Source organism: Virgibacillus sp. NKC19-16 (genome assembly GCF_021560035.1).
Taxonomy (GTDB): Bacteria; Bacillota; Bacilli; order Bacillales; family Amphibacillaceae; genus Virgibacillus_L; species Virgibacillus_L salidurans.
On sequence record NZ_CP074373.1, the window covers coordinates 1,210,778 to 1,227,152 of the forward strand.

The window sequence follows — 16,375 nt, forward strand, 5'->3', positions numbered from 1 at the left end:
AAATGATCTGGCAAATCGTAAAAAAACAAGTGCTGCTATTGCTTAGGAATCCTGTACAATTGTTATTGCTGGTTGGGCTTCCCATCATACTGATAGCCATACTTGGGACTGCGCTCGGTGGCATGATGAGTGGTGAAAGTCCGGAAATTAATGTGAAACTTGCAGTGATTGAGCATGAGGACGAAGAAGAGCAAGTTGATCGTTTCGTGGAATCAATAGAAGATGAATTACCCCCTGAATCAGTTGAAGAGATTGGAGCAAATATCGACGGATTGATGCCTATACGCATATTAAAAGAGGATGTTCTTAGAAGTGAGGCTTTGGAGGAGATGGTTGATTTTCATGAGGCTGATCCTTCAGAACTGGCTGAATTAGTAGATGATAACACCTATACTGCTATTATCGAAATTCCGGAAAATTTCACATATGACATGCTGGCATATATGGTGCTTGATGAACCGACGCAGCCTGAATTACAGGTTTCACAAAATGAAGAACATCAAATTGGAACTTCTATCGTAAATGATATTTTGCAGCAATACCAGGAACAACTCACATTAGGAACGTTTTTAAGCAAAAATGGAATTGACGAACGTGCAATTGCACTGGATGAAGACATGTTTGTAGGTGAAATAACGCCAATTAATCAAGGTAATCCTGTAACGTCAAAAGGGTACTATGCTGTCGGGATGGCGGCGATGAATGTGCTGTTCATTGCTTCTACCATTGGCTCGATCGCATTCCTTGAAAAGAAACTTCATGTGTTTGATCGTATCATCCTGGGAAATGTCTCGCGTTGGGTTTATTTTGTCGGTGTTTTACTGTCAGCTATGGTTATTGGGTTTCTCCATCTATTAATTGTTTACGGTTTTGCTTGGCTAGTTTTTGGAGTAACGTGGCCTGATCTTCTGGCGTTTTTCACTGTCACATTGGCTTTTGCCACTGCAGTTGGTGGTATAGCCGTGTTGCTGACAGCGATAAGCTACCGGTTTAATTCGGAATTGATAACAAATTTTTTCTCTGGAATCATTGTAACAATTATGGCCTTTTTAGGTGGGAGCTTCTTCCCAATCGGGGATTCATCTGTGTTTTTGCGGACCATTGGAAATCTCACCCCAAATGGAGCAGGAATGTCAGCATACTTAACGATTTTACGAGGTGATGGTATGTCGGAAATTTGGAACCATATCTTATTTCTGGTTATTTTTGCAATGGTGGCCATTATTCTCGCAGCGTTAAGTTTTCCGAAAAGGGGGTCGTCAGCATGATTGGAATTTTACTTTCAAAATTAAAACTGTTTATCCGCAACCCTTTTGTTTTTTCTATTTTTACAGTAATGTCCATTGGATTTGCCCTTATTATCGGTGGATCTGGAGGGGTGACAACCATCAGCGTTCCTGTGTTTGCAGAGGACGAGGGGGTAAGCGCTTCTTCCATCGGAGAGGCTTTGGATGAAACAGATGCTTTTACGTTTAATTGGATGACTGAAGACGAATTGGTGGAAGAGGTTTCGAATGGAAGGGCAGAGCTTGGCGTGATTCTTCAAAAGAATAATTTTCAAATAATTGTAGGTGTCGACTCACCGAATACCGATATGGTTGAACAAACGATTCGGGGAGCGTATGAGAAGGAACAGCAACAGGAACAAATTCTGGAAGCAGCGGATGCCCTATCCTCGAATGAAGCGGATAGCGAAAATGCATTGGAAGAATTAGAATCATCCATGGAATCTCCGGTTTTTTCTATTCAGTCAAGCAATTTTAGCAGTGCTGAGACGCCAACGAATAAAAATACATTCCATCGATTGTTTGGCTTTACACTATTCTTCGTGATCTACACGATTGGTTATAATGTATTGCCGATTTTAACAGATAAACAAGATGGGATCTGGGATCGGATGATCTTATCATCTTTAAGAAAATGGGAAATGTATGCAGCTAATTTAGTTTACAGTTTTTTTGAAGGCTATTTGCAGGTACTAATTATTTTTCTCATTTTCCGTTATTGGGTCGGCGTTGAGTTTAACGACAGATTTGCAGAAACCCTGCTTCTTCTGATTCCATATGTGTTTGCGATTGTTGCCCTGTCCATTTTGATAACGGCTATTGTTAAAAATGTACAGCAACTCAATGCAGTATTACCCATTATTGCGGTAAGTATGGCGATGATTAGTGGTGCTTTTTGGCCGATTGAAATTGTGGAATCAGAATTTCTACTTGCTTTGTCCAAATTGAATCCGCTGACCTATGGCATGGAAGTCCTTAATGGTATTGCAGTATACGGCTATTCGCTGGAAGAACTTCTTTATCCAATTAGTATACTGCTATTAATGGGTGTTGTCTTTATGGGCATTGGGATTCATTTAATGGAAAGAAGACATATCTGAAAAAAGAAAAACTCTCCGTTTCGGGGAGTTTTTGCTCTGCTTGTATCTGTCAGAAAACATAGTTCTTCATTGAAAAAAACACAAAAGCAGTGATCTAATTTACAAAGAATCTTTAATCAGCACATAAACTTCAATGTAAAGAAATACCATCACAAACACGGTTCCATCATCTATATTTTCTAGTATAATAGAATAAGAGTTTTTTTGGAGAGGGGGGGCCAATGTGAAGAAGAAACGATGGATAAAAATTGGAATAGGACTTCTTAGTTTTTTATTAGTTATAGATATTATTGCAAGCTTTTATTTTTATAATTTAGCAATTGAACGTAATGTAAAGGATTTCCTCGTAGGAAATTCAGATTTAGATGTTTCTGCAGAAGCGATGGATGTTTTCACAGAGGGTGGTTGGCGTGAATGGAATCAAAATCAGGATTTCGAACAAATCGAGATGACATCTTTTGATGGCTTAAACCTCCAAGGGTATTTTTTAGAAGCCGAAGAGCCCACAGATAAAACGGTTGTATTAGCACATGGGTATCTCGGAGGCGCAAGTGATATGGGCTTGTATGGTCAGTACTATTATGAAGAACTGGGCTATAATGTGTTTACAGCAGATTTGCGTGGCCATGGAGATAGTGAAGGGGATTATATCGGCTTTGGCTGGCATGATCGTCTGGACTATGCGGATTGGATAGATTTGATAATAGAAAAACAGGGTCCAGATACGGAGATAGTATTACACGGGGTATCAATGGGAGCTGCAACGGTGTTAATGGCAAGCGGGGAAGATTTACCTGATAATGTAAAAGCAATTGTTGCAGATAGCCCTTATTCGAGCGTGTATGATTTATTTGAATATCAACTGGATCGCATGTTTCATCTACCGGCCTTCCCTGTGTTACCAAGTACAAGCCTTGTAACAAATATGCGTGCAGGATATACCCTGACAGAAGCTTCAGCACTCGATCAGGTGCAGAAGACAGATATCCCAATCTTATATATTCACGGTAATGCGGACACATTTGTGCCAACTGCGATGACGCAGGAATTGTATGAAAACACGAATAGTGAAGCAGATCTAATCACATTTAACGGAGCCGGTCACGGAGAGGCTTTTGTCACACAAAAAGATAGATATGTGGAGAAAATGGAAGAATTTTTGGCCAAATATATGGAATAATAATGAGGGTTTTCTGCCAAGGGCAGGAAGCCCTCCCTTGAAGAAAGATGTTTAGGATATGTTAAGATTAAAGATAAACAAGGATAATAATTGCTAAACTTATCCTAACATGATATTTTTTATGGGAATAGGTTTTGTTTATTGGCCTTGTATATTTTAAGATAAAGGCACTACTTATCAAGCAGTAGATAGTAAAAATGAATGGATTAAATTAATTTAAATGCGGAGGTAATGAAATGAAGATTATAGTAGCTGGCGGAGATGGCTTTTGCGGCTGGCCGACTGCCCTTTATTTATCGAAACAGGGTCATGATGTAGCCATTATTGATAATATGATTAGAAGGAAATATGATAATGAACTGCATTCTAATTCGTTAACACCAATTGCTACCCTCGATGAACGTGTGTCTAAATGGAAAGAACTAACCGGCAGGGAAATTCGCACGTATGATGGTGATTTAAATCATTATGATTTCCTAAGTGAGGTATTGAAAAAAGAGCAGCCGGATGCTTTCGCTCACTTTGCTGAACAGCGTTCTGCACCATATTCAATGATTGATAGGGAACATGCTGTATACACCCAGGCTAACAACGTTATTGGTAATTTAAATGTTCTTTATGGTATTAAAGAGTTCGTTCCGGATTGTCATCTCATTAAATTAGGTACAATGGGTGAATATGGAACACCGAATATTCCTATTGAAGAAGGGTATATTGAAATAGAGCATAAAGGAAGAAAAGACATGCTTCCATATCCGAAGCAGCCAGGTTCTTTTTACCATCTTTCCAAGGTGCATGATAGTCATAATATTATGTTTGCATGTAAAATATGGGGTATTCGCGCTACAGATTTAAACCAAGGCGTTGTTTATGGCTTGGATACAGAAGAAACCCAAATGGATCCAGTACTTTCCAATCGATTGGATTACGATGGTGTATTTGGTACAGCGCTAAATCGCTTTATTATTCAATCAGCTACCGGACATGATCTTACCGTTTATGGTAAGGGCGGACAAACCCGCGGCTTCCTGAACATTGAGGATACAGTCCGTTGTATTGAGATTGCAGCAGAGAATCCGGCTGATAAAGGGGAATTCCGTGTGTTTAACCAATTCACTGAAGCCTTCTCTGTACTGGATCTTGCAGGTAAGGTACAAAAAGTAGCGAATGAAGAAGGAATCGAAACAACGATCGCTCATCTGGAAAACCCAAGGGTCGAACAGGAAGAACACTTCTACCATGCTGAAAATACAAAACTAAGAGATCTTGGGCTGGAACCAAACTTACTGACCGATGAGGTGATCCGCGATATCCTTAAAACTGTACTTCATCACAAGGATCGGGTAATAGAAGAAAATGTACTGCCAACAGTTTCATGGAAATAAAAAGTAAGGGAAGTGTCTTGATTGAAAATTGCTATAATAACGGAGACTTTCCTGCCATCTACGGATGGAGTGGTTACACGACTAACAGCAAGTATACGTTACTTAATGAAAGAAGGGCATGACGTCCGTATTATTGCGCCGGATCTGGGCGTTTATGAATTTGAAGGGGCAAAAATTGACGGTGTGCCGGCGCGCACCCTTCCTTTTTATCGTTCCAAGCAATTTGCACTTCCAAATAGCGTAGTGAAAAAGCTGCTGAAGGAATATGATCCAGATATCGTTCATGTCGTTAATCCAGCTATTTTGGGTCTTTCTGGTGTTTATTATGCAGAAAAGTTAGGATATCCAATGGTAGCTTCCTATCATACGAATGTAGCTAAATATTTGGATTACTACCATCTTTCCATTTTCAAAGGATTAATTTGGTGGTATTTTCGAAAACTCCATAATAAGGCAGCGTTAAATCTCTCAACATCCCAAACGGTACAAAAGGAGCTGACGAAGCGAGGTTTTCATAATGTGCATGTTTGGAAACGCGGTGTCGATACGGATTTATTTACACCGGATCAGTATGACACCAAAATGCGTGATCGATTGACTGACGGGTATCCGGAGAAAAAGTTGCTGCTTTTTGTTGGTCGACTTGCTCCGGAAAAAGAAATTGAAAAGATTAAATCTGTATTAGAGGAATCGGATGAGTTTGTTCTTGCTATCATAGGGGACGGACCTCATCGCTTGGCACTTGAAAAGCATTTTAGTGGAACGAATACTGTCTTCACCGGTTATATGCACGGAGAGCAGCTTGCTAAGGCATACGCGTCTTCCGATGTCTTCGTTTTCCCGTCAACTACAGAAACGCTTGGTCTAGTTATTATGGAGGCAATGGCTTCCGGTCTTCCGCTGGTTGCTGCTAAAAGTGGGCCGACTTGCGAACAAATAGAGGATAATTATAATGGCTTGCTGTACGATCCTGAAAATCCGGAAGACTTTACAGCCACTGTAAGACGGTTTGAAGATGAAACTTTACGAAAGCGTTTGGCTCAATCAGCACATAAAGACGTTTTGGATATGGGCTGGGAAGGACAATCTGAACAATTGCTTCATTTTTATGAAGAAGTAACGGGTTTAGAAGGAAATAATGAAAAGGCAAAATTAACATAATTACTTGTTGCCGTGTGGATAATTTTGGTCAAACAGAGGGGTTTCATGAGACAGCATAAAAGGAAAAAAGGGCCATTTCAATTTTTGCAGTTTAGTGTAATAGGTGTTGCAAATGCAGCCATTGATATTGGGACATTAAATCTATTATTACTATTATTCCACACGGAAGGCAGCAGCATGCTTGTATTGTATAATACAATAGCTTATACGTTGTCTGTAGCAAACAGCTATTTTTGGAATGCCAGCATTACGTTTCGGAATTCAGCTGAGGGAAGCAAACGTCAGCGAATTACATTTATTATTCAAGCCATCGTTAGTCTTGGTGTAAATAACCTTGTGTTCTTAGGGGTTAATTCCTTACTTGTGGCCTTAGGCGTGCCTGGTTGGCTGCGCTATAATGTGGCGAAGGGTATAGCTATGTTTCTTTCATTCTGTTCAAGTTTTTTTATGATTAAATATTTTGTGTTTAAAAAGACAAAAAAAGAATAGGTAAAATAAAAACCAATCCTACATCTAGGATTTTGGTTTTTTATACATTATTTTGCATAAATATAAATATTTTTTCATAAATATACTTGCATAACTATACGTGAAGTCTTATAATAATTATTAATTTAGAAATGACATGAAAGGAAGATAGCATTGAAAAACGTAGCAATTATCGGTGGAACGGGATATGGCGCACTAGAGTTAATCAGGCTCTTACATAACCATGAATATATGCATCTTAAGAAAATTATTTCTGGGTCCCATCACGGAGAGCAGCTTGCATCCATTTATCCGCATTTGGTTGATTTTGTGGATGATCCATTGGAAAAATTGGAGATTGAGCGTTTAAAAACAGAAGTGGATATTGTGTTTTTTGCTACGCCGGCTGGTGTATCGAAAGAACTTATTCCTAAACTGGAAGACTCACCGGTACAATGCATTGATCTATCAGGAGATTTGCGAATCAGCTCCAGGGAAGAGTACTTGTCTTGGTATGGAGGAGAAGCGGCACCCCAAGAAACATTGAACAATGCGGTCTATGGACTATCAGAAATTTACAGTGAACAGGTAAAAGAAGCGAGTGTCGTGTCCAATCCCGGCTGCTACCCAACGTCCGCCTTACTTGGACTCATTCCTGCACTCAAGGAGAAAATTATTTCAGCACATCCCATTATTATTGACGGGAAAACCGGTGTCTCAGGTGCTGGGAAAACACCAACAGCTATGACGCATTTTTCAGAGACGAATGACAATGTTCAGCCCTATAAAATTGGAGCACATAAACATATTCCTGAAATAGACGAATATTTATCGTCGGCTGCAGGCGAGTCTATTTCTACTACATTCAGCGCGCATCTTATCCCAATGACACGTGGCTTAATTTGTACGATGTATGGCACGTTGCAAGGGGACACGTCAACAGAAGAAGTGATTAATATCTATAAAACTTTTTATCAATCCAATCCTTTTGTCCGAATTAGAGACAAAGGTGAATTTCCAACTACGAAGGATGTTTATGGAAGTAATTTTTGTGATATTGGGCTTCATGTTGACGGGCGAACAAATCAGCTTATTATTGTCTCGGCGATTGATAATCTAGTAAAAGGGGCATCCGGCCAAGCAATTCAGAACGCCAATTTAATGAATGGCTGGGATGAGCAGCACAGTTTAAAGACTTTACCAATATACCCATGAGGAGGATGAAAATAGATGGTTGCTGTAACAGAAAAAGGTATTCACATCGTAAATAACGGACATGTAACGAGTCCACAAGGTTTTTCAGCAGGAGGTATGCATGCAGGTTTCCGAAAAACAAAACTGGATTTCGGCTGGATTCATTCAGATACTCCTGCAACTGCAGCAGGCGTCTATACGTTAAATGCATTCCAGGCAGCCCCGTTGAAAGTGACGAAGGAAAGTATTGAAAAAGAGAATTTAATTCAAACGGTCGTTGTAAATTCCGGTGTGGCGAATTCATGTACCGGCAAACAAGGGATTCAAGATGCACTGGAAACACAGGCATTAGCGGCAGAAAAAATGGGTGTAGCTGTTGATCATGTTGCCGTATCATCTACTGGTCTGATCGGTGTTCCTTTACCAATGGAAAAAATTCATACCGGTATAGAGGCAATGGATGACAGCAATCACGCTTCCCCTGATAATTTCGAAAATGCCATTTTAACAACGGACACGGTGACAAAGCATATAGCGGTAGAAGTCGAGATCGATGGCAAGACGATAACGATCGGCGGGGCTGCGAAGGGATCCGGGATGATTGACCCCAACATGGCCACCATGCTTTCTTTCATTACGACAGATGCTGCTGTTGATCATGACAGTCTGCAGAAAGCGTTAAGCGATACAACAAATAAGTCATTTAACATGATTACAATAGATGGTGATTCCAGCACAAACGATACGGTTCTAGTTCTAGCGAATGGACAGCAGAATAATAAAGTTTTAAATGAGTCACACCCACAGTGGGCTTCCTTCCTGCAAGCATTCCAGTATGTCTGCGAAGGGTTAGCGAAACAGATTGCCAGAGACGGGGAAGGGGCAACCAAGCTGATTGAAGTGAACGTAGGCAGCGCACCTTCAGATAACGTGGCAAGCCAAGTGGCCAAAGCAGTTATTTCTTCTAATCTAGTAAAGGCTGCTGTTTATGGAACGGATCCGAACTGGGGACGCATTGTAACTGCTGTAGGGTATAGTGAACAGCCGATAGACCCAGATAAAGTATCTGTTTCACTTGGAGATATTGCAGTCGTGAAAGAAGGCCTTCCAGTATATTTTGATGAGACGTACGCAAAGCAGTATCTGGAAAATGAAACAGTAGAATTGAATGTAGACTTAGGAAATGGCTCTCACGTATCAACTGCATGGGGCTGTGATTTAACCTATGATTATGTCAAAATCAATGCATCTTATCGAACGTGAGGTGATCGTAATGAACGCGATGGTTTTAAAAATAGGAGGCAGTATTTTAGAAAAGCTTCCGGATTCCTTTTATAAAATGATTGTGGAATTAAAAAGTTCCGGTATTTGTGAACCGGTCATCGTTCATGGTGGCGGCCCGGAAATTAATCGACTTCTACATCAATTGGAAGTGGAAAGTCCATTCGTTGATGGTCTTCGCGTAACAACGAAAGAAGTGTTAGACGTGGCGGAGATGGTGATGAGCGGATCGATTAACAAAAGAATTGTCACCAACCTGCAAAAAGCTGGTGGAACAGCACTTGGTACAAGTGGAGTGGATTACTCTCTTTTAAAGGCAAGCCCTCTAGATCCTACAGGGGCGCTGGGTTATGTCGGGGAGGTTGCCAATGTGAATGATGAATGGTTAAAAGTTATCATGAGTCATGGAGGAATTCCAGTTATTTCACCGATCGGTATCGATGAATCAGGCGGGCGGTACAACATTAATGGAGATATGGCAGCAGCAGCTGTAGCAGAAAGTTTGAAAGGAAAGCTGGCACTAATCAGTGACATTCCAGGCGTTATGGAAACCGTTGATGGCAAGCAAATTGTCCATTCCAAACTTACCAAACAGCAAATTGAAGCGAAAATCACGTCAGGTGTTATTCATGGCGGAATGATACCGAAAATCCGTTCTGCATTAAACAGTTTATCAGCTGGTGCAAGTGAGTCTGTCATATTAAATGGGCTAACCCCGGATGATTTGAAAGATTACATCAAAGGAAAAGAAGCAGGCACGAAAGTATTTATCGATAAGGAGGCCCACCATGTCTAACATAGTAAAAAGCCAATCCACCTCAGCAGTAATGAATACGTACGGACGGTTTCCTATAACACTTGTGAAAGGAAAGGCGAGCAACGTATGGGATGATAATGGCCAGAAGTTCCTGGACTACACATCCGGTATCGCCACCTGTAATTTAGGTCATGTGCCAGATAATGTTCACCATAAAGTCAAGGGACAGCTCGATACATTGTGGCATTGTTCCAATCTTTATGATATTCCTCCCCAACAGGAATTAGCAACAGCGTTAACGGACAATAGCTGTTTTGATCAAGTGTTTTTCTGTAATAGTGGGGCCGAAGCAAATGAAGCGGCCATAAAAATAGCGAAAAAATATGCGAGTGATTCCGGGAATGTTGAAAGGACGGAGATTGTAACGTTTACCAATTCCTTTCATGGTCGTACAGGAACAACCATGGCCGCAACCGGTCAGAAGAAAATTCATCAGGGCTTCACCCCCTTAACGCCAGGCTTTCGTTATTTGCCATTGAATGACTTTGATGCTTTGACGCAAATAAACGATGGAAAGACCACAGCTGTGCTTCTAGAACTTGTTCAGGGCGAAGGGGGCGTACATCCTGCCGGTCTTGCTTGGGTAAGTGAGCTTGCAGCATTATGTAAAAAGGAAGATATTTTACTTATTCTAGATGAAATTCAAACTGGAATCGGAAGAACAGGAACATTATTTGCTTATGAACAATTCGGAATAGAACCCGATGTTATCACTTCAGCAAAAGCGCTTGCATCTGGCCTTCCAGTCGGTGCAATGCTGGCAAAAGAGGAGGTCGCGAAATCTTTCCAACCTGGATCTCACGGGAGTACATTTGGTGGTAATCCACTTGTGATGAGTGCCGGTCTAGCAACAATGGAAGCGATCTTGAATGAGGATATACTTCATGAGGTTAGAGAAAAAGCGGAGTGGCTGAGAGGCAAACTGGAAGAATTGAAACAGGAATTTTCCAGTATTGAAGAAATAAGAGGACTCGGTCTCTTGATAGGAATTCAAATGACAGATGAAGTGAAATCATGGATTAGCGCTTTTAGGGAAAAGGAAATCCTTGTTCTTGCAGCAGGATCAAATGTGCTTCGAATTTTACCTCCATTAACAACGCCGAAAGCAGAGTTGGAACATTTTATTCAATCGTTTAAACAGCTTTTAATGGAGAAAGAAGGGAGGGTTTCATCATGACAAAAGGCTATCTTATACTAGAAACCGGCGAGGAATTTGCAGGAGATTGGATCGGTGCGGAAAACGAAATAACAGGAGAAGTCGTTTTTAATACGAGTATGACCGGCTACCAGGAAATGATGACTGACCCATCTTATGCTGGACAAATTTTAATGTTTTGCTATCCCTTAATTGGGAATTATGGGATCAATAATGAGGATAACGAAAGTAAACGTCCCGCTGTATCCGCAGTGATTGCGAGCGATGTATGGGGTGAGCCTAGCCATTATCAATCTGCTTCTTCATTTTCTGATAGATTAGAAGAAGCGAATATCCCTGGCTTGAAAAATGTGGATACACGGGCTTTAGTAGCTGTCATTCGAAAGCATCAGACCGTTCGGGGAAAAATCGTTACAGCAAAAAACAATGAAGATCGGCGAAATGAATGGCAAGATAAGCATAGCCTGGATTTAGTCAAACAGGTTTCGGTACAAGAGCAGGAAACGTACGGGAATGGTTCATATCATGTGGTGCTCGTTGACTTTGGTTACAAAAAATCAATCCTGGATGCATTGTTACTAGAAGATTGTAAGGTGACCATTGTTCCGTTTGATACGTCGTTTGATGCGATTGAGGATTTGCGTCCTGATGGGATTCTATTAAGTAACGGACCTGGAGACCCAATAGAGATGGCGGAATATTTTCCAATGATCAAAGCGCTAACTGAAAATTTTCCAACACTTGGCATTTGCCTCGGACATCAGCTTATTGCATTAGCTTACGGCGGAAAAACAAAGAAAATGCCTTTTGGTCATCGGGGAGGCAACCATCCTGTGAAAGAACTGCTTACAGGGAAAGTACGAATGACATCACAGAATCATGGCTATGTGGTGGAAGGAGATAGCGTAGATAAGGAAGCCTTTCATGTCTTATTCCAAAATGTGAATGATAAATCCCTTGAAGGTATTAAGCATGTGAGCTTGCCGGTTCAATCGGTTCAATTTCACCCGGAAGCACACCCCGGACCAAGCGACACCGAATATATTTTTAAAAATTTTATACAACAGGTAGTGACCTCAGGAGGGAGCAAGTATGTGGAAGCATAACCCATTAAAGAAAGTTCTCGTTATTGGATCCGGCCCTATTGTTATCGGTCAGGCCGCTGAGTTTGATTATGCAGGCACACAGGCTTGTCTGGCTTTAAAAGAAGAAGACATCGAAGTCGTCTTAGTAAATAACAATCCAGCAACGATCATGACAGATAAACAAATAGCTGATCACGTCTATATGGAGCCTCTCGAAGTAAATACCCTTGAAAAAATCATTGCAGAAGAAAAACCTAATGGGCTGATCGGAACACTGGGGGGACAAACGGGACTAAATCTAACGGTGGAGCTATATGAAAAAGGTATTTTGGAGAAATATGATGTGGAATTATTAGGTACGTCCGTCCCTTCGATTCAAAAAGGAGAGGACCGTGAAAAATTTCGCCAATTGATGCTGGATATTGGCGAACCGATTTCAGAATCGAAAATTATTTCATCTATGGAAGAGGGATTGAGCTTCATCCGGGAAATCGGTTATCCGGTAATTTTACGTCCAGCTTATACACTTGGTGGTGAAGGTGGGGGATTTGCATATAATGAAGAGGAATTTATTGATCTTTTAAATCATGGACTAACACTTAGCCCGATTAATCAAGTACTTGTAGAAAAAAGTATTAAAGGATGGAAAGAAATAGAATATGAAGTCATGCGGGATGAAAACGATACGTGCGTGATTGTATGTAATATGGAAAATATGGATCCTGTTGGTGTTCATACAGGGGATTCCATTGTCACCGCACCATCCCAGACCCTGTCCGATGTTCAATATCAAATGCTGCGAACGTCATCACTTAATGTGATTAGGGCTTTAGACGTTGTCGGTGGTTGTAATATTCAATTTGCATTACATCCGGAGTCGAATGAATATTGTATTATCGAAGTGAACCCAAGGGTAAGTAGATCATCAGCATTAGCATCCAAAGCAACAGGTTATCCTATTGCTCGTATCGCCGCAAAATGTGCTATCGGTTACGCACTGGATGAAATTCTTAACCCGATCACAGGCAACACCTACGCATCCTTTGAACCAGCCTTGGACTATGTTGTCGTTAAGCTCCCTCGTTTTCCATTTGATAAATTTACCGAAGGAGACCGGACGCTTGGAACGCAAATGAAGGCTACCGGAGAGGTGATGGCCATTGATCGGACATTTGAAGGAGCTCTCAATAAGGCGATACGCTCGCTGGAAATGGGTATGCATAGTTTACACTTCCCGGGGATGAGTGAAAAATCAACAGAATCACTAGAAGCACTTCTATCCACACCTAATGATTTACGGCTTTTTGCCATTGGGGAAGCTTTTATGCGTCAAATGACCATCGGCCAATTGATGGAACTTACAGAAATTGATTACTGGTTCTTAAGGAAAATAGAAGGTATCATCCAATGTGAACAATCGCTCGCGAACGATAGCTTGCAACATCTTTCTTTGGAAAAGGTGAAAGCAGCGAAGCATTTTAACATTAGTGATGAACGGATCGCTGAATTAGTAGGCACAACGGCAAAACAATTGCGGAAAACGTACAAAGAAGCTTCATTAAAACCAGGATATAAATTAGTAGATACATGTGCTGGCGAATTTGATGCCATCACCCCATATTATTATTCTACATGGACTGGGGACGATGAAGTCATAACAAATGATGCAGCTAAGAAAATTCTTGTCCTGGGATCAGGCCCCATTCGTATCGGTCAAGGTGTTGAATTTGACTATTGCAGTGTTCATGCAACGTTAGCTGTCAAGAAAATGGGCTACGAGGCTGTTGTGATTAACAATAATCCGGAAACCGTCAGCACAGACTATTCAGTTGCTGATCGTCTTTATTTTGAACCGTTGGCACTAGAAGATGTTCTGGCCGTGATTGAAAAAGAAAACATTGCTGGTGTGCTGATTCAATTTGGCGGACAGACCGCTATCAATTTAGCAAATGACCTGCAGGATGAGGGTATAAATGTTTTAGGAACTGCACCGGCACATATCGATCAGATGGAAGACAGGGAACAGTTTTACGATGTTTTGAATCAATTAAACATCCCGCACATCGCCGGCCATATTGTCCATGGTCTAGATGAATTGTCTGCATCTGCTTATGAATTAGGTTTTCCGGTACTGATTCGCCCATCCTATGTTATTGGCGGACAATCGATGTTTATTTGCTACAATGAAGATGAATTGAGAAACTATGTGACCCGCATTCAAAAAGATACTAACGACCACTGCTGGCCGTTATTAATCGATCAGTATATTCCGGGATTAGAATGCGAAATCGATGTGATTAGTGACGGAAAAGATATCGTTATTCCAGGAATCTTTGAGCATCTAGAAAAAGCTGGCGTACACTCTGGGGATAGTATCACAAGTTTTCCCCCTGTATCTTTATCTGAACAGATGAAAGAGACTATGGTGGATATAACCAGGAAAATAAGCCAAACAGTACCTATTATTGGGATGATGAATATTCAATTTGTCATTCATGAAAATATTATTTACGTATTGGAAGTGAACCCTCGTTCTTCAAGAACGGTACCAATCATGAGTAAAGTAACGGATATCCCGATGATTGAATGGGCAGTTATGACTCAACTTGGAGTACCACTGAAAGAATTGACAGAAGACCTGGATTTATTGGCAGAACCAGCGTATTACACCGTAAAAGCACCAATATTTTCTGCTAGTAAGCTAAAAGATGTGGATCATGTACTGGGGCCGGAAATGAAATCAACTGGGGAAATTATCGGTCTAGGCTGGAGTCAAAAAGAAGCATTGAAAAAAACATCTCCTTATGTGGATGATTTCACTCAGGCGGAAGAGTTACAGCTTTTTGTGTCTGTATCAGACCGTATGAAACAGGAAAGTGTTGAACTTATTGCCGAATTTGAGAAACAAGGTGCTAACATTACGGCAACCGAAGGAACGGCGAAATATCTGGAAGCAAATGGAATTCAGACAACGAGGATGTTAAAAAATAAAGATGATCTGCTGCACCATTGGCAACATAAAGCCCCTAACATCGTTCTTAATATTCCTAACCAGGGAAGAGAGAAAGAGAAGATCGGCTTTTATATTCGTGAATTATCTGTTCGCTATCAAATTCCTTACTTCACGAGTTTGGAAACATTACGGCAGGTAACAAATTCTCTAAGAGGTGAAACAATAGATGAAATACCACGATCATTACAAGCGTACGTAAAACATCTGCCAGGAAAAAGGAAAGGGGATGTGGTATGGGAAGCATGAAGCAAATAAAAACGTCCTTACAAACAGATCATCTGTTAACAGTTGCAGATTTAACCGGGGACGAAATTATGGTGTTAATCAAGGAAGCGTTGGTGATGAAAAAACAGGTCAAGGAAGGTGTCTCCCATCCTCATCTTCAAGGAAAAACGCTTGGCATGATTTTTGAAAAGTCATCAACGAGAACGCGGGTTTCTTTTGAAGTTGGCATGATCCAACTAGGGGGCCATGCGTTATTCCTGAGTGCAAACGATATCCAATTAGGGCGTGGGGAGACCGTGTCCGACACAGCCCAAGTTCTATCCAGATATGTTGATGGATTAATGATTCGAACTTTTTCTCATGAAAAGCTTGAGGAATTTGCTCACGCTTCTTCCATACCCGTTATTAATGGGCTAACAGATCCACATCATCCAACGCAAGTCCTGGCTGATCTCTTGACAATTTATGAGTATAAAGGAAAATTAAAGGGATTAAAGCTGTGCTATGTTGGTGATGGAGATAATAATATGACACATTCGCTGCTTCAAGCCGCTGCGATTACAGGTATGGATATGACAGTAGCAAGTCCCAAAGGTTACATGCCCAATGATATGATTTTTCAGCAGGCTAAAAATAAAGGGGAAGAGAACGGGGCCAAATTGGCTATTCATGACAATCCAAAAGAGGCAATTCAGGATGCAGATATTGTTGTCACAGATGTCTGGGCGAGTATGGGAGAAGAAAATGAGTTAGATGAGAGAAAATTGCGGTTTGAAGCCTTTCAAGTGAATAAAGAACTGATGCAATTTGCAAAATCTGATTATCTTTTCCTGCATTGTTTGCCTGCGCACCGAGGTGAGGAAGTCACTGCTGAAATTATTGATGGAGAGCATTCTGCTGTCTTTGATGAAGCAGAAAACAGATTACATGCACAGAAGGCATTATTAAAATTATTAATGGAAAAATAATTTTTCTATTTTTATATAGATTTTTGCATAAATATACGTTATAATTAATAAAAATG

General features: G+C 40.8%; 13 protein-coding genes. All 13 read left to right on the plus strand.

Annotated elements, in window-relative coordinates; translation table 11 throughout:
- Positions 1-2 precede the first annotated feature (2 nt).
- The 13 genes from KFZ58_RS06415 (at position 3) to argF (ending at position 16,319) form a co-directional block, all read left to right on the plus strand.
- The gene (locus KFZ58_RS06415) at positions 3-1,268 is read left to right on the plus strand and encodes an ABC transporter permease (protein ID WP_235793968.1); all 1,266 of its coding nucleotides are present in this window, start codon (positions 3-5) and stop codon (positions 1,266-1,268) included.
- On the plus strand, positions 1,265-2,386 hold the full coding sequence (locus KFZ58_RS06420) for an ABC transporter permease (RefSeq protein WP_235793969.1): 1,122 nt from the start codon (positions 1,265-1,267) through the stop codon (positions 2,384-2,386). Before KFZ58_RS06415 ends, KFZ58_RS06420 begins: the two co-directional genes overlap by 4 nt.
- A 223-nt stretch (positions 2,387-2,609) precedes the next feature.
- Positions 2,610-3,566: an alpha/beta hydrolase gene (locus KFZ58_RS06425; RefSeq protein ID WP_235793970.1), complete on the plus strand. Its 957-nt coding sequence runs from the start codon at positions 2,610-2,612 to the stop codon at positions 3,564-3,566.
- Between the two features lie 236 nt (positions 3,567-3,802).
- Complete coding sequence (locus KFZ58_RS06430) at positions 3,803-4,951, plus strand: NAD-dependent epimerase/dehydratase family protein (protein ID WP_235793971.1); 1,149 nt, start codon at positions 3,803-3,805, stop codon at positions 4,949-4,951.
- A gap of 21 nt (positions 4,952-4,972) precedes the next feature.
- Complete coding sequence (locus KFZ58_RS06435) at positions 4,973-6,112, plus strand: glycosyltransferase family 4 protein (RefSeq protein WP_235793972.1); 1,140 nt, start codon at positions 4,973-4,975, stop codon at positions 6,110-6,112.
- 45 nt (positions 6,113-6,157) lie between these two features.
- Positions 6,158-6,601 carry a GtrA family protein gene (locus KFZ58_RS06440; protein ID WP_235793973.1) on the plus strand — a complete coding sequence of 148 codons (444 nt, stop codon included), beginning with the start codon at positions 6,158-6,160 and terminating at the stop codon, positions 6,599-6,601.
- A gap of 153 nt (positions 6,602-6,754) precedes the next feature.
- Positions 6,755-7,795, plus strand: a complete 1,041-nt coding sequence (gene argC, locus KFZ58_RS06445; RefSeq protein WP_235793974.1) for an N-acetyl-gamma-glutamyl-phosphate reductase — start codon at positions 6,755-6,757, stop codon at positions 7,793-7,795.
- Between the two features lie 15 nt (positions 7,796-7,810).
- Complete coding sequence (gene argJ / locus KFZ58_RS06450; RefSeq protein WP_235793976.1) at positions 7,811-9,037, plus strand: bifunctional glutamate N-acetyltransferase/amino-acid acetyltransferase ArgJ; 1,227 nt, start codon at positions 7,811-7,813, stop codon at positions 9,035-9,037.
- A complete protein-coding gene (gene argB, locus KFZ58_RS06455; RefSeq protein ID WP_235793977.1) occupies positions 9,006-9,851 on the plus strand; it encodes an acetylglutamate kinase in 846 nt (281 codons plus the stop codon). The genes argJ and argB overlap by 32 nt, the downstream gene beginning before the upstream one ends.
- Entirely contained in the window at positions 9,844-11,049 is a 1,206-nt protein-coding gene (gene argD, locus KFZ58_RS06460; RefSeq protein WP_235793978.1) for an acetylornithine transaminase, read from the plus strand. The genes argB and argD overlap by 8 nt, the downstream gene beginning before the upstream one ends.
- Complete coding sequence (locus KFZ58_RS06465; RefSeq protein WP_235793979.1) at positions 11,046-12,134, plus strand: carbamoyl phosphate synthase small subunit; 1,089 nt, start codon at positions 11,046-11,048, stop codon at positions 12,132-12,134. Before argD ends, KFZ58_RS06465 begins: the two co-directional genes overlap by 4 nt.
- On the plus strand, positions 12,121-15,372 hold the full coding sequence (gene carB, locus KFZ58_RS06470; protein WP_235793981.1) for a carbamoyl-phosphate synthase (glutamine-hydrolyzing) large subunit: 3,252 nt from the start codon (positions 12,121-12,123) through the stop codon (positions 15,370-15,372). The genes KFZ58_RS06465 and carB overlap by 14 nt, the downstream gene beginning before the upstream one ends.
- Positions 15,360-16,319 (plus strand): ornithine carbamoyltransferase, encoded by a 960-nt coding sequence (argF, locus tag KFZ58_RS06475; protein WP_235793982.1) that lies wholly within the window; start codon positions 15,360-15,362, stop codon positions 16,317-16,319. Before carB ends, argF begins: the two co-directional genes overlap by 13 nt.
- Positions 16,320-16,375: the final 56 nt, after the last annotated feature.